19 protein-coding genes are annotated in these 19,195 nt (G+C 66.2%); 10 read left to right on the top strand and 9 right to left on the bottom strand.

What is annotated here, in order from left to right:
- Positions 1 to 37: 37 nt before the first annotated feature.
- From ACY48M_RS07105 to ACY48M_RS07095, 3 genes are all read left to right on the top strand, one after another.
- Complete coding sequence (locus tag ACY48M_RS07105; RefSeq protein WP_462819574.1) at positions 38 to 1,093, top strand: endonuclease/exonuclease/phosphatase family protein; 1,056 nt, start codon at positions 38 to 40, stop codon at positions 1,091 to 1,093.
- A 120-nt stretch (positions 1,094 to 1,213) separates the two neighbouring features.
- Positions 1,214 to 1,408, top strand: coding sequence for a hypothetical protein (locus ACY48M_RS07100; RefSeq protein ID WP_462819573.1), 195 nt, complete (start codon positions 1,214 to 1,216; stop codon positions 1,406 to 1,408).
- 40 nt (positions 1,409 to 1,448) lie between these two features.
- Positions 1,449 to 2,957 (top strand): aminopeptidase P family protein, encoded by a 1,509-nt coding sequence (locus tag ACY48M_RS07095; RefSeq protein ID WP_462819572.1) that lies wholly within the window; start codon positions 1,449 to 1,451, stop codon positions 2,955 to 2,957.
- 67 nt (positions 2,958 to 3,024) lie between these two features.
- On the opposite strand, the gene ACY48M_RS07090 is transcribed toward ACY48M_RS07095, so the two are convergent.
- Positions 3,025 to 3,525, bottom strand: a complete 501-nt coding sequence (locus tag ACY48M_RS07090) for a YflT domain-containing protein (protein ID WP_462819571.1) — start codon at positions 3,523 to 3,525, stop codon at positions 3,025 to 3,027.
- A gap of 36 nt (positions 3,526 to 3,561) precedes the next feature.
- Here ACY48M_RS07090 and ACY48M_RS07085 point away from each other — a divergent pair, with 36 nt between their 5' ends.
- The 5 genes from ACY48M_RS07085 to ACY48M_RS07065 all read left to right on the top strand — a co-directional run bounded on the left by ACY48M_RS07085 (position 3,562) and on the right by ACY48M_RS07065 (position 8,557).
- Positions 3,562 to 4,899 carry a magnesium transporter MgtE N-terminal domain-containing protein gene (locus tag ACY48M_RS07085; protein WP_462819570.1) on the top strand — a complete coding sequence of 446 codons (1,338 nt, stop codon included), beginning with the start codon at positions 3,562 to 3,564 and terminating at the stop codon, positions 4,897 to 4,899.
- The gene (locus ACY48M_RS07080) at positions 4,883 to 5,383 is read left to right on the top strand and encodes a DUF1003 domain-containing protein (RefSeq protein ID WP_462819569.1); all 501 of its coding nucleotides are present in this window, start codon (positions 4,883 to 4,885) and stop codon (positions 5,381 to 5,383) included. Before ACY48M_RS07085 ends, ACY48M_RS07080 begins: the two co-directional genes overlap by 17 nt.
- 40 nt (positions 5,384 to 5,423) lie before the next feature.
- Positions 5,424 to 6,500: an Mrp/NBP35 family ATP-binding protein gene (locus ACY48M_RS07075; protein WP_462819568.1), complete on the top strand. Its 1,077-nt coding sequence runs from the start codon at positions 5,424 to 5,426 to the stop codon at positions 6,498 to 6,500.
- Between the two features lie 72 nt (positions 6,501 to 6,572).
- Complete coding sequence (locus tag ACY48M_RS07070) at positions 6,573 to 8,123, top strand: succinic semialdehyde dehydrogenase (protein WP_462819567.1); 1,551 nt, start codon at positions 6,573 to 6,575, stop codon at positions 8,121 to 8,123.
- Between the two features lie 23 nt (positions 8,124 to 8,146).
- On the top strand, positions 8,147 to 8,557 hold the full coding sequence (locus ACY48M_RS07065; RefSeq protein WP_462819566.1) for a hypothetical protein: 411 nt from the start codon (positions 8,147 to 8,149) through the stop codon (positions 8,555 to 8,557).
- Between the two features lie 12 nt (positions 8,558 to 8,569).
- Here the strand turns inward: ACY48M_RS07065 and ACY48M_RS07060 are convergent, their stop codons facing one another.
- On the bottom strand, positions 8,570 to 8,953 hold the full coding sequence (locus tag ACY48M_RS07060) for a sec-independent translocase (RefSeq protein WP_462819565.1): 384 nt from the start codon (positions 8,951 to 8,953) through the stop codon (positions 8,570 to 8,572).
- Positions 8,954 to 9,035: 82 nt separating this feature from the next.
- On the opposite strand from ACY48M_RS07060, the gene ACY48M_RS07055 reads away from it, so the two are divergent.
- Positions 9,036 to 9,668 (top strand): O-methyltransferase, encoded by a 633-nt coding sequence (locus ACY48M_RS07055; protein WP_462819564.1) that lies wholly within the window; start codon positions 9,036 to 9,038, stop codon positions 9,666 to 9,668.
- A gap of 10 nt (positions 9,669 to 9,678) precedes the next feature.
- Here ACY48M_RS07055 and ACY48M_RS07050 read toward each other — a convergent pair whose 3' ends face one another.
- A complete protein-coding gene (locus ACY48M_RS07050; protein WP_462819563.1) occupies positions 9,679 to 9,849 on the bottom strand; it encodes a DUF3117 domain-containing protein in 171 nt (56 codons plus the stop codon).
- Positions 9,850 to 9,958: 109 nt separating this feature from the next.
- Positions 9,959 to 11,056, bottom strand: coding sequence for a succinyl-diaminopimelate desuccinylase (dapE, locus tag ACY48M_RS07045; RefSeq protein ID WP_462819562.1), 1,098 nt, complete (start codon positions 11,054 to 11,056; stop codon positions 9,959 to 9,961).
- A gap of 33 nt (positions 11,057 to 11,089) precedes the next feature.
- On the opposite strand from dapE, the gene dapD reads away from it, so the two are divergent.
- Complete coding sequence (dapD, locus tag ACY48M_RS07040; protein WP_462819561.1) at positions 11,090 to 12,031, top strand: 2,3,4,5-tetrahydropyridine-2,6-dicarboxylate N-succinyltransferase; 942 nt, start codon at positions 11,090 to 11,092, stop codon at positions 12,029 to 12,031.
- Between the two features lie 272 nt (positions 12,032 to 12,303).
- Here dapD and ACY48M_RS07035 read toward each other — a convergent pair whose 3' ends face one another.
- From ACY48M_RS07035 to ACY48M_RS07015, 5 genes are all read right to left on the bottom strand, one after another.
- Positions 12,304 to 13,605 carry a citrate synthase gene (locus ACY48M_RS07035; protein WP_462819560.1) on the bottom strand — a complete coding sequence of 434 codons (1,302 nt, stop codon included), beginning with the start codon at positions 13,603 to 13,605 and terminating at the stop codon, positions 12,304 to 12,306.
- 109 nt (positions 13,606 to 13,714) lie between these two features.
- Positions 13,715 to 14,041 (bottom strand): ferredoxin, encoded by a 327-nt coding sequence (gene fdxA / locus ACY48M_RS07030; RefSeq protein WP_462819559.1) that lies wholly within the window; start codon positions 14,039 to 14,041, stop codon positions 13,715 to 13,717.
- A complete protein-coding gene (locus tag ACY48M_RS07025; RefSeq protein WP_462819558.1) occupies positions 14,038 to 15,318 on the bottom strand; it encodes a PIG-L family deacetylase in 1,281 nt (426 codons plus the stop codon). The genes fdxA and ACY48M_RS07025 overlap by 4 nt, the downstream gene beginning before the upstream one ends.
- Before the next feature lie 37 nt (positions 15,319 to 15,355).
- Positions 15,356 to 17,263: a translational GTPase TypA gene (typA, locus tag ACY48M_RS07020; protein WP_462819557.1), complete on the bottom strand. Its 1,908-nt coding sequence runs from the start codon at positions 17,261 to 17,263 to the stop codon at positions 15,356 to 15,358.
- A gap of 87 nt (positions 17,264 to 17,350) precedes the next feature.
- Complete coding sequence (locus tag ACY48M_RS07015) at positions 17,351 to 19,177, bottom strand: ABC transporter substrate-binding protein (RefSeq protein ID WP_462819556.1); 1,827 nt, start codon at positions 19,175 to 19,177, stop codon at positions 17,351 to 17,353.
- Between the last annotated feature and the right edge of the window lie 18 nt (positions 19,178 to 19,195).

Here is a 19,195-nt window from a genome sequence, read left to right as displayed (position 1 = left end):
CACTCTATGCGCGCGAAACCATTACAGTTGCTAGGCCATGTTCCGTCGACTCTTCGCAGCCGCCATCATCGTCCTCGTGGCGGCCGTGCTTCTCGTTGCGGCATGGCCACAGCTCGTTGATCTGCAGCGCGCCGACGGCGTCGCTCAGGTGGTTTCACTCCGTGCCATCGCGATCACCGGAGCGGCCGCGGTCATCGTTGTGCTGCTCATTCTCGCGCTCGTCCTGCGCCCATTCCGTGCGCTCGGCGCATCGCTGGGTGTGCTGCTGACCGCGTTCATGCTCGTGAGCGGTGTTGTGCTGGCGTCGCGAGGCTTCGGCCCTGGCGACTTGATCGATTCGGCTGAACGATCAGACGGTGACGTGACGGTGGTGGCGTGGAACACGCTCGGGCCGGCGACCGAGCCATCCGAGATCGCCGACCTCGCCCTTGAGGCCGCCGCCGACGTCGTCGTGTTGCCCGAGACCCGGCAAGAAGACGCGGTGGAGGCCGCCGTGCTGCTGCGCGAGGCCGGTCGTCCCATGTGGGTGCTCACGGCGGCGTACGACACCATCTCGCCTGCCCGTTCGACCTCGATGCTCGTGAGCGTCGATCTCGGCGAGTACACCTTTGATGCGTCGGAGCGCACCACCTCGGTCTTGCCGACCGTCGTGGCGACGCCCGTGTCGGGCGACGGGCCAACGCTCATCGCCGTCCACGCCGTCGCGCCGACCCTCGAACAGATGGACAACTGGCGCAGCGACCTCGAGCTGCTCGCCGACCTGTGCACCGGCGACAACGTCATCATGGCCGGGGATTTCAACGCGACGATCGACCATTTCTCCGGTCTCGGCTCGTGGGAGTCGACAACGCGCGAGGTCGACCCTGTCGCATCGGCCGCGAGGCTCGGCGAGTGCACGGATGCCGCGGCCACCGCCGGCGCGGGCGCGGTGGGCACGTGGCCGACCTCGATTCCCGCCCTCCTCGGCACGCCGATCGATCACGTGCTGGCGACGGACGAGTGGAGCGTCGTCGGCTTTCGCGTGCTCGATGATCGGGATACGACGGGCAGCGATCACCGCCCCATCGTCGCGGTGCTGCGCCCCGCCGACTAGCTTCAGTTCGGCCGTCACCAAATCGTTGCCAAACGGTACTTGCGAGAGAGAGCGTTCTCTGCTGTTATGAAGCTACGCGTTCATGAGAGCGCACGTTCTACTAGATCGGAAGGAGCTCGCATGTTCAGCACATCATCCAGCACTCCGCAGGTCGCCGAACGCCCCCAGACCGAGGCGCCAATCGCACCGGCACCGGTCTCCTCCGAGTCGCACCTCGGGCTCTCGATCGTCGCAGCCCTCGGCGCTTCCCTCATTCCCGCAGATGCGCGGCGTGGCCCGCATCGCGCCCGCGCAACCTACCGCGCCGTCGCCTAAGCACCTTCTCCCCAGCGCGCCTCGGGCGACAGGTGGGAGAATGGCGTCCATGGACACGACTGGGCCCGCCGAGACAACCACCGCCCCACCCAGGGCAACCTCCAATCGGTCAACGACGCCCGTGTCGTCGACCTTCAGCGACTACATTTCGTCGCACTGGGCGCACCGCGACGAGGTCGTGCCAGAGCCTCGAGTGTCGGCCGTGCCTGCCGCTGAGCGTCGCGGCCGCATCTCCGCGCTGCACCCGACGAAACGTCTCATCGTGCCGGCCGGTGCCGCAAAGGTGCGCTCGAACGACACCGACTACCCCTACCGTGCCCACTCCGCCTTCGCCCACCTCACCGGGTGGGGATCCGACAGCGAACCGGGCGCGGTGCTCGTTTTCGAACCGAGCACGACCGGTCACGACGTCACCCTCTACTTTCGTGAGCGCGCTGGCCGCGACTCCGACGAGTTCTACGCCAACCCCGAGATCGGCGAATTTTGGATTGGCCCGCGCCCCTCGCTGGCGCAGGTTGCTGGCGACCTGGCAATCGCCACAGCAGACCTCGCAGCGTTCGACGCTGTGCTCGACGCGAGCGACGCCGACACGCTCGTCGTGCGCGACGTCGATCGTGATGTCACGGTGAGAGCCGACCACCAGCGCGCAGCCCTCGCCCCAAGCACCGACGATGCGGGGTGGATCGCTGGCGATGAGATGCTCGCCCGCGACCTCTCCGAGCTGCGACTCGTCAAAGACGCCTGGGAGATCGAGCAGATGCGGCTTGCGGTCGCCGCGACGGGTGATGGTTTCGACGACGTGGTCGCCGATCGCGCTGCGATCACGGCACACCCGAGAGGTGAGCGGCTGGTCGAGGGCACCTTCAATCGACGCGCCCGAGCCGACGGCAACACGGTCGGCTACGACACCATCGCCGCGAGCGGACCGCACGCCTGCATACTCCACTGGACCCGCAATGACGGGCCGGTGCGCGCAGGCGACCTCATCCTCCTCGACGCCGGTATCGAGCTCGAGAGCTACTACACTGCCGACATCACCCGAACGCTGCCGATCAGCGGCACCTTCACCCCCGTGCAACGGCGCGTCTATGAGGCGGTGCTCGAGGCTGCGGATGCCGCCTTCGCGATCGTGCGCCCCGGCATTCGGTTCAGAGAGATCCACGCCGAGGCGATGCGGGTCATCGCAGAACGCACGGCCGAGTGGGGCCTGCTCCCGGTGAGCGCCGAAGAATCGATGGAGCCCGAGAAGCAGTACCACCGGCGCTACATGGTGCACGGCACCAGCCACCACCTCGGCCTCGACGTGCATGACTGCGCGAAGGCGCGTCGCGAGCTCTACCTCGATGGCGTGATCGAGGCTGGCATGGTGTTCACGATCGAGCCCGGCCTCTACTTTCAGCCAGATGACCTCACCGTGCCAGAGGAATTTCGTGGCATCGGGGTTCGCATCGAAGACGACATCCTCGTGACGGCCGATGGTGCCGAAAACCTCAGCATCGGAATCCCGCGCACAGCAGACGATGTCGAACGATGGATGCAGCGGGGCTGACCCCGGCCCAAAATGAAGCTCGCGCTGCGTGAAGCCGGCGCTGCGCGTGAATCGGGCTGCTGCCCTGCTAGCTGTCGCTCGGCTCCGGCCGCTCCAGCAGCTGCTGCGCGCGCAGCGACGCTCCCGAATCGACGATGATCTGATAGCTGCTCGCCAGCACCTGGTGGGTTGAGGTGAAATCGCGGCGCCCACGATTGAACGTGTACGACACGATGCCGAAGATCATGCCGAAGCCCGCGCCGATGAGCAGCGACGCCCCGACGAACGCGATTGCGCCAGCATTGTCGGAGAAGAGCCAGAGGAGCACCCCGAAGAAGAGGCCGAACCATGCACCGCTTGCCGCCCCGGCACCCGCGACCCGGCCGTAGGTGAGCTTGCCGGTCACACGCTCGACCGTCTTCAGGTCATTGCCGATGATCGAGAGCTGGGCGACCGGAAACTCCCGCTTGGCGAGGGTCTCGACGGTCGACAGGGCCTCGGCGTAGGTGTCATACGTGCCGAGCACGTCACCCCTCGGGAGCGTGGGCTGAGGCTGGGCGCGACGCGAAAACGGAGATGAGGTGCTCACCCGAGCATTCTCCCACGCGGCGGCTAGGGTTAAGCCGTGAGCACCACACGAGTCTTTGTCGCGCGCCTGGCGGGGTGTTCCGTCTTCGACCCCGCTGGAGACCGCGTCGGTCGGGTGCGGGATGTGCTCGTCGTGTATCGCGCAACCCAGTCCCCCCGGGTCGTCGGCTTTATCGTCGAGGTGCCGGGCCGCCGACGCGTCTTTCTCTCGATCGGCCGCATCACAAGCATCGGGTCTGGGCAGATCATCACGACGGGCCTCATCAACCTTCGTCGCTTCGAACAGCGCGGCGGCGAAGTGCGGGTCATCGCCGAAATGCTGGGGCGCCGAGTGACACTCGTGAGCGATCGCGGAGAGGCGACGATCGAGGATGTCGCGATCGAAGAGACCGGGCCTGGCGAATGGCAGGTCAGCGAACTCTTCGTGCGTCACCCCAAGACGAGCTCATCACCGTTTGCGAAGGGTCACACCCGGTTCGCCGCCTGGTCGGAGGTGCGCGAAGACATCGATGACGGAGAGGCGCAGTCGGCGACACAGCTGCTCGCAACCTATGGGGACATGCTGCCGGCCGACCTCGCGAGCGCCCTCCTCGACCTGCCTGAGCAGCGCATGCTCGAGGTCGCCGGTGAGCTCAGTGACGACCGTCTCGCGGATGTGCTCGAGGAGATGCCCGAGACCGAGCAGGTCGAGATTCTCAACAAGCTCGAAGATCGCCGGGCCGCCGACGTGCTCGACCACATGCAGCCGGATGACGCGGCCGACCTTATCGCTCAACTCAGCGACGAGCGCAGTGAGGTGCTGCTCGATCTGATGCAGCCCGATGGCGCCGACGACGTGCGCATGCTGCTGTCGTATGAGCCAGACACGGCCGGCGGGCTCATGACGACCGATCCGATCATCGTCTCCTCTGAGGCCACCGTCGCCGAGGGCCTCGCGCTCATCCGCCGTCATGAGCTTGCGCCAGCACTCGGCGCCGCAATCTGCGTCACGCTGCCGCCCTACGAGGCGCCCACGGGCCGGTTCCTCGGCATGGTGCACTTCCAGCGGATGCTTCGCTACCCTCCCGGCGAGCGCCTCGGCACCCTGATCGACCAGAAGCTCGACCCCGTGCATGTCGATGCGAGCGCGGCGGAGGTCGCGCGCATCCTTGCGAGCTACGACCTCGTCTCGGTGCCGATCGTCGATGACACCCGGCGCCTTGTTGGCATCGTCACGATCGACGACGTGCTCGACTACCTGCTGCCTGACGACTGGCGCAGTCACGACGACGACGACCGCCCACGCCCGCGCACCACCGACACGAGGCCCCAGCCGGTGATCACCCCGGTGGTCGCGCCGCCAGGACGGAGGCGCCAGCATGGCTCGACACGATGACGGCGACCTCAGCAACCCCAAAGACCTGCGACTGAACCGTCGGCAGCGCTCTGGCGGGCGCGACCGCATGGGCCGATTCTCGGAGTCGTTCGCGCGCGCCATGGGCACCCCGTGGTTCCTCGTGGGAATGTCGATCTTCGTGCTGCTCTGGCTCGCCTACAACACCTGGGCGCCCGTGGAGGCACAGTTCGACCCGCGCGCGCTCAACTACACGCTCCTCACCCTCATCCTCTCGCTGCAGGCGAGCTATGCGGCCCCCATGATCCTGCTCGCGCAAAACCGACAGGATGACCGCGACCGCGTGCAGATCGAGCAGGACCGGCAGCGCGCCGAGCGCAACCTCAACGACACCGAGTACCTCGCGCGCGAAGTCGTGGCCCTCCGCCTCGCCATGAAAGACGTGGCGACGAAGGATTTCATCCGGGCCGAGCTTCGCCTCATGCTCGATGAGCTCGACCGCGACAGGGAACCGCCGGGTGAATAGCGAGGGACGAGCGCAACACTCCTGTCCCGCAGAGCAGCAGGTGCGTGACGCGCTCGCCCGCGTGATCGACCCCGAGATTCGCAGGCCCATCACCGAGCTCGACATGGTCGGTGACGTGCGCGTCGACGGCGGGCGGGCATCCGTTGTCATCAAGCTGACGATTGTCGGATGCCCCGCAGCAGACCGCATCGAACGTGACGTCATTGCTGCTGTCGCCTCGGTTGAGGGTCTCGAGCCCGATGTCACGATCACCGTCATGACGCCAGCGGAGCGCCGGGCCCTCACGGAGCGACTGCAGGGCGGGCGGGCGCGCGTCATGCCGTTCACGCCCGAGAGCCTCACCAGGGTGATCGCTGTCACGAGCGGCAAGGGGGGCGTCGGCAAGTCGACTGTCACGGCAAACCTCGCGGTCGCTCTCGCCGCGCGCGGCCTCAAGGTGGGTCTCATCGATGCCGACGTGTTCGGCTTTTCGATCCCGGCGATCCTCGGCATCGCGACGGCGAAACCCACGAGGGTGGGCGAGATGATCTTGCCGCCCGTCGCCCACGGGGTGAAGGCGATCTCGATCGGCATGTTTGTGGATGGTTCGACCGCAGTGTCGTGGCGCGGCCCCATGCTGCACCGCACCATCCAGCAGTTCTTGGTCGATGTCTATTTCGGGGATCTCGATGTGCTGCTGCTCGACCTGCCGCCAGGCACCGGCGACATCGCGATCTCGGTCGGCCAGCTGCTCCCCCACGCCGAGGTGCTCGTCGTCACGACCCCCCAGTCCGCCGCCGCAGATGTCGCGGAACGCAGCGGTCTCGCCGCCCGCCAGACCGGCCAAACCGTCATCGGCATTGTCGAGAACATGGCCGGTCTCGTGCAGCCGGACGGCAGCATCCTTGACCTCTTCGGCACGGGGGGCGGCGACGAACTCGCACGCCGTCTTGACGTGCCAGTGCTCGCACGTGTGCCCCTCAGCGTGCCACTGCGAGAGGGCGGCGACACTGGCCTGCCTGTCGTGCTTTCGACCCCGTCGGATGCCGCGGCGACCGCCATTTCGGGCCTCGCCGATCATCTGCTCGGGCGGGGGCGCGGGCTCGCGGGACGCAGCCTTGGCCTCAGCCCGAACTGAGCCCGCGCGAACCACGCACGGGCGCTTCACCCGCGGATGCTCGCGGCACGGCGGCGACCATAGGATCGAGCTATGCCTGGCTCCCTCCTCAGCCCCGATGTCGCCGCCGATCTCACGCGCGACATCGCTTCGTCGTCTGGCGAGGTCGCCGACATCTCGGCGCCGTTTACGCTCGAACATCTCCACTCCCTGCCGCTGAGCTCGGTCGACGACGTGCAGCGCGCGGCCGAGCGAGCGCGATTCGCACAGGTGGCCTGGCAGCGTGCGGGCTTCGCGCATCGCCGCCGCGTGCTGCTGCGCGCCCACGACCTGCTGCTCGAGCGCCGCCAGTTGCTGCTCGATGCGGTGCAGTCTGAGACCGGCAAGACCCGTGGGCAGGCGTTCGAGGAGGTGTTCCAGAGCGCGTCGGTGACGCGATACTGCGCCCTCAGCGCTGAGCGGGTGCTGCGCGAGCAGGGCAGGCGGTCTGGCATCCCCGTCGTGCTGCGCACGCGCGTCGACCTCAGACCGAAGGGGCTCATCGGAGTCATCACCCCGTGGAACTTTCCCCTAAGCCTCTCAACCATGGACGTCATCCCGGCACTCGCCGCTGGCAACGCTGTCCTCCAGAAGGCCGACCATCAGGGGGCGCTGAGCATCCTCGCCTCCCGTCGCGCCTTCATCGACGCTGGTCTCCCTGCCGATCTCTGGCAGGTCGTGACGGGGCCGGGGTCGATCATCGGCACCGCCGTCACCGATGTCGTTGACCACGTGTGCTTCACTGGCTCGACCGCGACGGGTCGCGTTGTCGCCGAGCGGGCAGCATCAAGGCTCATCGGAGCGTCGCTCGAACTCGGCGGCAAGAACCCGCTCCTTGTGCTCGACGACGTGGAACCCGAGCGCGCTGCCCGCGATGCCGTCTACGCCTGCTTCGCCTCGATGGGGCAGCTCTGTGTCAGCATCGAGCGCATCATCGTGCACCGCGCGGTCGCCGATGCCTTCATCGCCTCCTTTGTGCACCACGTCGAGGCGCTCTCGATCGGACCCTCGTTTGACTACACGACGGATGCCGGGTCCCTCACGCTTCCCTCCCAACTCGAGCACACCCAGCGGCACGTCGCGGATGCCCTCGCAAAGGGCGCGACCCTGCTCACCGGGGGTCGCGCCCTGCCACACCTCGGGCCGCTCTTCTACGCGCCGACCGTGCTCACTGGCGTCACCCCCGAGATGGAGTGCTTCGCGGGCGAGACGTTTGGCCCTGTCGTCAGCGTGAGCATCGTCGATTCCGAAGAGGAGGCCATCGTTGCCGCTAACGACTCCGAATACGGGCTCAATGCGGCGATCTTCAGCAGCAACCTGCGGCGGGCCCGGCGCATCGCATCAGCGCTCGACGTTGGCAGCGTCAACATCAATGAGGGCTACCGTGCCACGTTCTCGGCGGTCGACGCGCCGATGGGCGGCGCGAAGCATTCGGGGCTCGGGCGGCGCAATGGCCCTGAAGGGCTCTTGCGATTCGCGCAGTCCCGCACCGTGTCGTCGACGACGGGGATCATGGACCTTCCCACGAGGGGGATCGAATTCTCCCCCCTTTCTGGGGTGATGGTGGGCCTCCTTGTCGCACTCAGGACCCTTCATCTCCGCTGACCATCCCCCTAAAATTGGCAGCCATGATGCCTCGACGCACTAGAGCGGTCATCAACGCGAGCTTCGCGGTGGTCATAGCGGCGATCATTCTGGCGGTCATCACGCTGTTCGCGTCGTCGGTATCGGCGATGCCGGCGATCGGCAGTCGCCCACTGTGGTTTCTCGGGTGGGGTGTCGCCGTCGTCGTCACCTCAGGCTTGCTCGCCAGATTCTCGATCGGCGTGCGGCACCTCGCATGCCTCGGGGTGAGCATCGTCATCACGATGCTGCATCTGCTGGCCCATGCCGCGGGAGTCATTGAGGCGGATGCGCCGACGCAGACCTTCATCCTCATCGACTTCGTGTTTCTTGGCACCGCGATCGCAGCGCTCACGCTCGTGAGCATCCGGCGCCGTGGCTTCTCTGAGATCGACGATCTCCGCAGGGGTGCCTAGGTCGCCGGTGGCCTAGGTCGCCTCGCTGTCGAACGGTGTGACACCGCCGCTGGCGAGCAGTTGTGCGCGTCGTGCGGCGGCCGATTCGATCGGCCGCGCGCGGCCCGGCGGCTTGATGATCCGCGCCTCGGCCGGATCGGGCTCATCGTCGATGAGGGCTTCGCGGATGATGCGGCGCGGGTCGTACTGCCGGGGGTCGAGCTTCTGCCAGTCGACCTCGTTGAACTCGGGGCCCATCTCGTCGCGGAGCCGGGTCTTGGCACCGTTCGCCATATCCCGCAGCGAGCGGACCAGTCGGGCGAGCTGGGCAGCGTAGTGGGGCAGCCGGTCGGGTCCGAGCACGAAGACGGCAAGGAGCCCGATGAGGAGCAGCTTGTCGAAGGTGAGGCCAAACACTCGTTCAGACTAGCCTGCTTGGGCGGGAGGGAGCCGTATCCTTGACCGAGCCCCAATTCGCGACCGGGCCAGGGAGCAAGCAGTGTCAGAGAAAGATTCCAACTGGCGTTTCGTCGACGAACTCGTGGTCGAACCGCCGGTCATCGCGCAGGCCAGACAGCACGCCCTCGAGCTTGGGGTCGAGCCCATCGCCGCAGCAATCGGCGCGCAGGTGGCGCTGCTCGCTGCGGCAACCCGCGCGAGCAACATCATCGAGATCGGCACGGGCGTCGGTGTGAGCGGTCTCTGGCTGCTCCGAGGCGCACCGGATGCCACGCTCACCTCGATCGACATCGAATCCGATCACCAGCAGGCCGCCAAGAAGGCCTTTGCCGAGGCTGGCATCCCGGCGAATCGGGCGCGCCTCATCACGGGACGGGCACGCGATGTCCTGCCGCGCATGAACGAGCAGTCCTATGACATCGTGCTGATCGACGCCGACCCGGGCTCCGTCATCGAATACGTCGAGCACGGTCTTCGTCTCGTGCGCCCCGGCGGCACGGTACTCGTGCCGCACGCGCTGTGGCGCGACCGAGTGGCCGACCCGGCGAAGCGGGATGACACCACCGCGGGGTTCCGCGCCCTTCTCAAAGAGACCGCAGACTCCACGGCGGTGCTCAGCGCCCTCTCCCCTGCGGGAGACGGGCTGCTGCAGCTGACGCGCGTCGAAGACTAACCAGCGACGACTAGCCCGCGACGACACCCGCGAGAGCGTCGTGCAACTCCTTGGCCTCCGCGTCGTTCACCGACACGACAAGGCGTCCACCGCCTTCTAGGGGCACGCGCACGATGATGAGTCGACCCTCCTTAACAGCCTCCATTGGTCCGTCGCCGGTCCTCGGTTTCATGGCCGCCATGAGTGGTCCCCTTTCGTGGATGTCTTCCTATTATTCCGTAGTTGAGCGGTATACGGAAAACGGGGTGGAATAGTTCGTCTTCTCGCGGCCCAGATTGGGGGCCGCAGCGTCACTCGCCAGCGAGCCAGCGGCGCAACCCGGCCTCGCACGACGTGATCTGCGTGAGCGGCACGCGTTCATCGTCTGCGTGGGCCTTGAGGGGGTCACCAGGGCCGTAATTCACGGCAGGCACTCCGAGGGCGGAGAAGCGCGCAACATCCGTCCAGCCGTACTTCGGATGCGCCGTCGTGCCCACTGAGGCGAGGAAGTCGCGTGAGAGCGGCGAGTCCAAGCCGGGACGGGCTCCTTCGGCCCGGTCGACCACCGTGACATCGAAACCGTGGAACAACTCGCGCAGGTGGGCCTCGGCCTCGTCGCCCGTGCGGCTCGGAGCGAATCGGTAGTTCACGTGGACCATGCACTCGTCGGGGATCACATTGCCAGCGATGCCGCCCGAGATGCCGACCGCGCTGAGCCCCTCGCGATAGACCAGGCCCTCAACCTCGATCTCCCGCGGCGTGTAGTCAACGAGCCGCTGCAAGATGGGCGCGGCGTGGTGGATCGCGTTGTCACCGACCCAGGAGCGTGCGGAGTGCGCCCGGAGACCGAACGTGCGCACCTCGACACGCATATTGCCGTTGCATCCGCCCTCGACCTCGGCACGCGTTGGTTCGCCCAGGATGGCGAAGTCGCCGACGAGCAACTCCGGTCGGGTGCGGGCAAGGCGCCCGAGCCCGTTCATGTCGTCGGAGACCTCTTCGTGGTCGTACCAGATCCACGTGACGTCGATCGCGGGGTCAACGAGTTCTGCGGCGAGCTTGAGCTGCACCGCGACGCCAGCCTTCATGTCGACCGTGCCTCGACCCCAGAGATACTCGACGCCGTCGATCGTCTCGAAGCGAGTGGGCACATTGCCGTTGATGGGCACGGTGTCGATGTGCCCCGCAATGACGACCCGCCGATCTCGGCCGAGCGAGGTCCGTGCGATCACGGCGTGGCCGTCGCGGATGATCTCCAGATGCGAGCACGAGGCGAGCGCGGCCTCGATGGCGTCGGCAACAGCGGCCTCGTCGCCCGACACGGAGGGGATGTCGCAGAGCCGCCTCGTGATGTCGATAGAACTCTCGGAGAGGTCGAGCACGGGCACGGTGGGGGCGTTGGTCGACATGGCCCAAGCCTAATCGCCACTACTCTGGAGGGCATGACTTCAGCTGCCTGGGGCTATGGCCTCGCCACGATTGCCGGCGACGGCACGGTGCTCGACACCTGGTTCCCCTCCCCCGAACTTGGCGCCCGACCGCCGCACATCGACCCCTACATCGCCCCGGCCGAGTTCGAAAAGCTCACTCGCGTCGACGAGCGCCGCAACGTGCGTCTCGAGTTCGTGACGGTCGACGCCGACCTCGATGCACCTCCCGTCTCAACCTCGGACGCCTACCTGCGGCTGCACCTGCTGAGCCACCTGCTCGTCACCCCCAACAGCATCAACATCGACGGCATTTTCGGCGTCCTGCCGACGGTCGCCTGGACGAATGCCGGCCCCGTGCACCTCGACGACTTCGAGCGGCTGCGTCCGACGCTGCAGCGTGATGGCATCGTCGCCCACAGCCTCGACAAATTCCCACGGCTCATTGACTACGTCTCGCCCGCCGGCGTGCGCATCGCCGACGCGAATCGCGTGCGCCTCGGTGCCCACCTCGCCAGCGGCACAACCGTGATGCACGAGGGCTTCGTGAACTTCAACGCCGGCACGCTCGGTGCCTCGATGGTCGAGGGGCGCATCTCGCAGGGCGTCGTCGTCGGCGACGGATCTGACATCGGTGGCGGGGCATCCATCATGGGCACCCTCAGCGGCGGCGGCAGCCAGCGGATCACGGTGGGCAAACGCGCGCTGCTCGGGGCGAACTCCGGCATCGGCATCTCGATCGGTGACGATTCCGTCGTCGAGGCGGGGCTCTACATCACGGCGGGTACGAAGGTCATTGTGATCGACGACGAAGCGGGCGAACAGCGTTCAACCAAGGCGGCAGAGCTCAGTGGCGTGCCGAACCTGCTGTTCCGCCGCAATTCCCTCTCGGGCGCCGTCGAGGTGCTCACCCGGCGCGGCTCAGGCATCGATCTCAACGCCGCGCTGCACGCATAGCCTCGTCGGCTGGGTGATACGGAGCACACGCCCGGTCGCGGGGGGCAGGACCGGGCGTGCGCTCCGAACATCACGGCGGCACCCCCGTCCGCCAGGTCTAGCTTGTATATTGGGGTACAGGAATTCTGCCAGTCGGGGGACATCTTCACCAGTCCTCGCCTCAAGATGTGCCCCCTTCTGGGGTGAGCGAGACTTCTTCGCGTTAACGATGTCACCGCCCCGGCAGTGCGGGGCGGTGACGTGTGACACGCTCGGTTCGAGCGCCGAAAGGCTTATCGCTCTGTCGGCCATTCCCTGGCGGGTTCACCGATGTAGAGCTGCTGCGGGCGCCCGATCTTAGTCTTCGGGTCATCATTCATTTCGCGCCAGTGAGCGATCCAGCCTGGCAGTCGGCCGATCGCGAACAGCACCGTGAACATGCGGGGCGGGAATCCCATGGCCTTGTAGATCACGCCGGTGTAGAAATCGACGTTCGGGTAGAGCCTGCGCTCGGCGAAATAGTCGTCCGCCAGCGCGACGCCCTCGAGCTCCATGGCGATGTCGAGCAGGTCATCTTTGATGCCGAGCGACCCGAGCACGTCGTGGGCGCTCTCCTTGACGAGGCGCGCGCGCGGGTCGAAGTTCTTGTAGACGCGGTGACCGAAGCCCATGAGACGAATGCCGTCTTCTTTGTTCTTCACCCGCTCAACGAACTTTTCGACGCTCTGCCCGGAATCCCGGATCTGCGTGAGCATCTTGAGCACCGCCTCGTTGGCGCCGCCGTGAAGCGGGCCGTACAGCGCGTTGATGCCGGCCGATACCGACGCGAAGAGATTCGCCTCGGTCGAGCCGACGAGCCGCACGGTCGAGGTCGATGCGTTCTGCTCGTGGTCTTCGTGCAGAATCAGCAGGCGGTCGAGCGCGTTCGCGAGCACGGGATCGACCTCATACGGCTCGGCCATGTTGCCGAAGTTCATCTTGAGGAAGTTCTCGACGAAGCTGAGGCTGTTGTCAGGGTAGAGGAACGCCTGGCCGATGCTCTTCTTGTGCGCGTAGGCCGCGATGGTCGGAAGCTTGGCAAGCAGACGGATGGTCGAGATCTCGACCTGCTCCGGGTCGTGCACGTCGAGCGAATCTTCGTAGTAGGTCGAGAGCGCAGAGACGGCCGATGAGAGCACCGACATGGGGTGCGCGCTGTGCGGCAGCGAGTCGAAGAAGCGCTTGAGATCCTCGTGAAGGAGCGTGTGCCTTCTGATCTTCTCTTCGAATTCCTCGAGCTCCGATGCACTCGGCAAGCTCCCGCGGATCAGGAGGAATGCCACCTCAAGGTACGTCGAGTGTTTCGCGACATCTTCGATCGCGTATCCGCGATACCGCAAGATGCCCTCATCGCCGTCGATGTAGGTGATGGCGCTCTTCGTCGAGGCGGTGTTGACAAACCCCTGGTCGATCGTCGTATACCCGGTCTGCTTTGTCAGTGTCGAGATATCGATGCTGTTCGCACCATCGACACTAGTCAGGATCGGGAAATCGGCGGAGCCTCCTGGGTAGTGGAGCGTGGCCTTGTCGGCGTTGTTGATAGCAGCGTCGTTCACACTTACAGCCTAGAGGTCAGTCTTGACTGCAGTCGCACCCACCAAAGGAATATGCCGGGACATGGCGGGAATCTCTAAAAACCGGGCGAAATTATCCGCGACGACGCGCTCAGGCTGCAGGTGGCTGGGGCGGAAGCGCCGCAACGATCGGATGGTCCTTCGGGATAACGCCGATCTTCGCTGCGCCACCAGGCGACCCAAGGTCGTCGAAGAACTCGACATTGGCCTTGTAGTAGTCGGCCCACACGTCGGGAGTGTCATCCTCGTAGTAGATCGCCTCGACGGGGCACACCGGCTCGCAGGCTCCGCAGTCGACGCACTCGTCGGGGTGGATGTAGAGCATCCGATCGCCCTCGTAAATGCAGTCGACAGGGCATTCGTCAACGCATGCGCGGTCTTTGACATCGACGCACGGAAGAGCGATGACATACGTCACGACGCGGGTCCCTCCTGTCTGGACTGAGCTTCTATCTTAGCCCGGCTCGACCGAGCGAACCGCGGCCACGCGAGCACGACGACCGCGATGAGCATGGGCGCATACGCCCAGATGAAGCCCGCTAGGTTGGCCGGGACGAGCACCGAACCGCCGGGGCCCTCCTGAGAGAGAAGCGTCGTTGCGCCGACCACTCCGACGGCCGACGCGAGCGCGACCGTGCGGCTCGAAAACACGAGACGCATGCCAATGAGGAGTGCCGTCACGATTGCGAGGCCAGCAATGAGCCCGAGCGGGATTGAGATGCCCGCGATCGAGACGTCGTTCTGGTGATTGATCGTGAGCAGCACGCCGACGAGGGCGCCGAGCACGAGCGCGACAGCAACCGAGGCGATCATGCTCGAACGGGTCTCGGCGTGCGGATTGCCAGTGTCGGCTGCCTCGAGCTCGTCGCTGTCGCTGTCGCTGTCGCTGTCGCTAGGAGCGTCAACGAGGCGGAACCCCTCCCGCGACGCGACGGCGCGCGCGGGGCCGCTCGATAGTGCGAACCTCACGCCATCCTCGGTGTCGCTCACCGTCACCTGGGTTGCATGCGCCCGCAGCGCCGCGACCTTGGCGGGAAGCACCGGCGTGACATCGAACAGGGTCACATCGGGTTCGTCGACCCCGGAGGCCTCGAGACGCTGAAGCTCGTCCGCGTCATCGATGATCGCGTGGAATGGCACACCCGCGAGCGCCGCGGCCTCACGCGCCGCGCGATGGGCCAGCACATGATCGGGGTGGCCATATCCTCCGCTCGCGTCGTAGCTCACCACGGTGGTCGACCCCATCGATTCGATGGCGGCGAGCACGTCAGCCACTACCTCGTCAAAAGGGGCAGCACAGAGCGAATCGGATGCCACGGCGGGCACGGGCCGCGGGCGACCGTCGTCACCCCACACCATGCCGGAGTCGAGATAGCGGCGCGGCGCGGCCCCGTGCGCTCGAGCGCCCTGGGAACCGAGAAAGAGGTGGTGGCGAACGCCGAGCGCAGCGAGGGCCGCCGCAAGCTCACCCTCGCGATGGGCCGCGAGCGCGGATCCGTCGCCTGCGAGGTGCGCGAGCGAGGCAGGGATGACCTCACCGAGCTCGCCACGAGTGCACGTGAGGACCGCGACATCCGTGCCGGCATCAGCCAGGAGGGCGAGCGTGCCGCCAGTCGCGATCGTCTCGTCGTCGGGGTGGGCGTGCACAAACAGGACGGGCCCCTGCGACACTGCGTGATCGGCTGAATGGTCCACCCCGACAGACTATGCGCTGCCGGGGTGGAGCATTCTGCTACGCGTTCTGCTTCTTGAGGCGCGACACCTTGCGGGCGCGGGCGTTGGCGTCGAGCTCGACCTTGCGGATGCGGACGAACTCGGGCGTCACCTCGACGCACTCGTCCTCACGAGCGAACTCGAGGCACTCCTCAAGTGTGAGCTTGCGCGACGGCGTCATGCGCTCGAACGAGTCCGAGGTCGACTGCCGCATGTTGGTGAGCTGCTTCTCTTTGGTGATGTTCACATCCATGTCGTCGGCGCGCGAGTTCTCGCCGACGACCATGCCCTCGTAGACCTCCTGGGTGGGCTCCACGAAGAACGACATGCGCTCCTGCAGGGCAACCATCGCGAATGGCGTCGCAACACCGGCACGGTCGGCAACGATCGAGCCGTTGACGCGGGTCGTGATCTCGCCCGCCCACGGCTCATACCCGTGCGACACCGCGTTGGCGATGCCCTCGCCGCGGGTCGTCGTCATGAACTCGGAGCGGAAACCAATGAGGCCACGCGACGGCACGATGAATTCCATGCGGACCCAGCCGGTGCCGTGATTGGACATGGCCTCCATGCGGCCCTTGCGCGAGGCGAGGAGTTGCGTGATGGCACCGAGGTGCTCCTCGGGGCTGTCGATCGTGAGGTGCTCGAACGGCTCGTGCACCTTGCCGTCGATCTGCTTGACGACCACCTGGGGCTTGCCGACCGTGAGCTCGAAGCCCTCGCGACGCATCTGCTCTACGAGGATGGCCAGTGCGAGCTCGCCGCGACCCTGGACCTCCCAGGCATCCGGGCGACCGATGTCGACGAGCTTGAGCGAGACATTGCCGACGAGCTCCTTGTCGAGACGATCCTTCACCATGCGAGCGGTGAGCTTGTGACCCTTGACCTTGCCGATGAGCGGCGACGTGTTCGTGCCGATCGTCATCGAGATGGCGGGGTCATCGACCGTGATGGTCGGCAGCGGGCGAACATCTTCGGGGTCGGCGAGGGTCTCACCGATGAAGATGTCGGCGAAACCGGCGACGGCGACGATGTCGCCGGGGCCCGCGCTCTCGGCGGGGTAGCGGTCAAGCGCCTTCGTGATGAGAAGCTCGGTGACGCGCACGTTGGAGACTGAGCCGTCTTTCTTAACCCAGGCGACCGTCTGGCCCTTCTTGATCGTGCCGTTGAACACGCGCAACAGCGCGAGACGGCCGAGGAAGGGCGAGGAGTCGAGGTTGGTAACCCATGCCTGGAGCGGGTGCTCGTCATCGTAGGTGGGAGCGGGAACATGCTTCAGGATGGCGTCGAAGAGCGGCTCGAGGTCATCGTTGTCTGGCAGCGTGCCGTCGTCTGGCTTGTTCCAGCTCGCAGCACCGTTGCGGCCAGAGGCGTAGACCACGGGAACGTTGAGGATGGCGTCGAGATCAAGGTCGGGGTGCTCATCGGCCATATCGCTCGCGAGACCAAGGAGCAAGTCTTGCGATTCGCTGACGACGGCGTCGATGCGAGCATCCGGACGGTCGGTCTTGTTGACCAACAGGATGACGGGGTGCTTGGCCTCAAGCGCCTTGCGCAGCACGAAGCGGGTCTGCGGCAGCGGGCCCTCGCTCGCGTCGACGAGCAGGACAACACCATCGACCATGCTGAGGCCGCGCTCGACCTCACCACCGAAGTCGGCGTGGCCGGGAGTGTCGATGACGTTGATCGTGACGGGGCCGTCGGTGGCGTGCTTGCCCTTGTACGAGATCGCCGTGTTCTTGGCGAGGATCGTGATGCCCTTTTCGCGCTCGAGCTCGTTGGAATCCATCGCGCGCTCTTCGAGGTGCGCGTGATCGGCAAAGGAGTTGGTCTGTCGCAGCATGGCGTCAACGAGTGTGGTCTTACCGTGGTCGACGTGGGCGACGATCGCCACGTTGCGCAGGTCTGAGCGGGTGGCAATTGCCATAGAAATAGTGTCCTCAGGGAATGTGGGAAAGAAGAAGGGGGGCGCAGTCACCGCTGCCCTACACGGCAAGTGTACCCGCTGTCGCAACTAGGAGCCTGCGGAGGGCTCCTTCGGGCTCCAGCGCCACGGCTCCCAGAGCACCGTCGGGGCGAAGGGTGAGTGCTGCACTCCCCCGACGTCATCAGCCACGACCGTCACCTCCTGCAGTTGGAAGAGCGGGAGCCCCCACCCCTCCTCCCACAGCACCGTGTCGAGCTGCGCCCGGAGCTCGGCGCGGGCTGAAGCATCCTCTTCGAGCTCGAGTTCGTCGAGCAGCTCGTCGACATCGTCGCTCGCGAAGGCACCGTGGTTGAGGGCCGAACCGCTGCCGAACATCGCCGTCGCCGACTGCACCGACACCGTGCGCTCCCGCAGTCCGTAGAGCGCGACATCCCACGCACCGGGGGTGCCGAGCAAGTTGCGCCAGTCGGGACTCGAACAGTCCGTGACCGTGAACCCGACGGATGCCGCGGCGTCGCGAATCTCCGAAAACTGGGCCACCCGGCGGGGGTTTGCCGGGTCGAAGAGGATGCACACGGTCGGTGCGGAGAGTGTGGCGTCATCCTCAGCCGCCTCATCAAGCAACGATTTCGCCGTCGCCGGGTCGCGTTCGATGCGCACATCGGCCGATGCTTCGAGTGATTCGTCGTAGCCGTCGACCCCCGGCATCATCGTGAACGAGTCACGGGAGGTCACCTCAGCACCCGGCAGGCCCGCATCTTCGATGAGGGCGTCGCGCGGCACCGAGTGCAGAAACGCTTCGCGCACGCGGGCATCATCAATCGCACCGTTCGCGCTGCCTTCGAAGCGGACCTGGAGCAGCTCCCAGACCCCGTCATCGGCGATCATCACCGAGTCGAGGCCGCTCTCGTCGATCGCCGACATGACGTCGGCCGAGAGGCGTGGTGCGACGATATCGACCTCGCCGGCGTCGGCAGCAGCCACCGCCTGCAGAGGGTCGGCGATGTACCGCACGAGAATCGTCTCGTAGGTCGGCCGATGCTCACCCTCGTAGCGTTCGTTCGCCGTGAGCGTGAGCCCCTCATCACTGAGCTCGGTAATCGCGTACGGCCCCGAGCCGACAAGCACGGCCGGATCGATCGCGGCTTTTCCGTCGATCGTGAAGTCGCTGTTCCACGAACGCGAGAGGGCGGCGAGCTCAACACCGTCGCCCTCGGCTATGGCAGCGACGACTGCCGCCTTGGCGGCCGTTGCATCCGCATCCGCTCCTAGGTCGAGCGCCTGCGCGGCAACCACGTGGGCAGGCAGGCCGACCGTGAAGATCGACGCCCAGTCGGCGACGTGCTCGTCGAACTCGAGCGTCACGCCGCGGCCGTCATCACTCACCTCGGGCGTCTGCGTCACGAGATGCAGACCGTTCGCGGTGAAACCGTCGAAGAAGACCGGATCGAGTGGGAACTCATCAGTGAAGAGCCCCGTCTCTTCGTCGATGTAGTCGTCGGCATCGACGTCGGCATCATTCAGCACCCTGGAGTTCGCGGCCCACGAGAGCAGCAGGTCGACGGCATCGATCGGGGTGCCGTCTGACCACACCACGTCGTTTGCGATCGTGTAGCGCACCCTGAGCGGCTCGTCCGAGAGCTTCTCGACCGTGCCGAACGACTCATCGAACACGAGCTCGCCGTCGGCACCCCACGATGCAAACGTCGCATTCGTCGCAGCGACGACGCTCGCGTTCGTATCAACCGCGCTGCCGTGCCCCGTGTTGGGGTTGTACGACGTGAACGCCTCGGCGACGGCGACCGTGACGGTCGAGCCCTCAGCAACGAGCGACCCCGGGGTGCACGCGGTGAGGCCCAGCAGGATCGCTGCGGAGACGGCAAGACCCACACTGCGCAGTCGGTATGCGATCACGAACCCCATTCTCGCAAA

The sequence above is a fragment of the Homoserinimonas flava genome (assembly GCF_054969005.1).
The sequence above is the reverse complement of the archived record's forward strand: the minus strand, read 5'-3'. Positions and strand labels throughout refer to the sequence as shown.

Coding starts and splice junctions, on each gene's coding strand:
- ACY48M_RS07050 (WP_462819563.1), bottom strand. CDS start 9,849: ATGGCGGCCATGAAACCGAGGACCGGCGACGGACCAATGGAGGCTGTT.
- ACY48M_RS07095 (WP_462819572.1), top strand. CDS start 1,449: ATGGCGTCCATGGACACGACTGGGCCCGCCGAGACAACCACCGCCCCA.
- ACY48M_RS07080 (WP_462819569.1), top strand. CDS start 4,883: ATGGCTCGACACGATGACGGCGACCTCAGCAACCCCAAAGACCTGCGA.
- ACY48M_RS07105 (WP_462819574.1), top strand. CDS start 38: ATGTTCCGTCGACTCTTCGCAGCCGCCATCATCGTCCTCGTGGCGGCC.
- ACY48M_RS07065 (WP_462819566.1), top strand. CDS start 8,147: ATGATGCCTCGACGCACTAGAGCGGTCATCAACGCGAGCTTCGCGGTG.
- dapD (WP_462819561.1), top strand. CDS start 11,090: ATGACTTCAGCTGCCTGGGGCTATGGCCTCGCCACGATTGCCGGCGAC.
- dapE (WP_462819562.1), bottom strand. CDS start 11,056: ATGTCGACCAACGCCCCCACCGTGCCCGTGCTCGACCTCTCCGAGAGT.
- ACY48M_RS07070 (WP_462819567.1), top strand. CDS start 6,573: ATGCCTGGCTCCCTCCTCAGCCCCGATGTCGCCGCCGATCTCACGCGC.
- ACY48M_RS07100 (WP_462819573.1), top strand. CDS start 1,214: ATGTTCAGCACATCATCCAGCACTCCGCAGGTCGCCGAACGCCCCCAG.
- typA (WP_462819557.1), bottom strand. CDS start 17,263: ATGGCAATTGCCACCCGCTCAGACCTGCGCAACGTGGCGATCGTCGCC.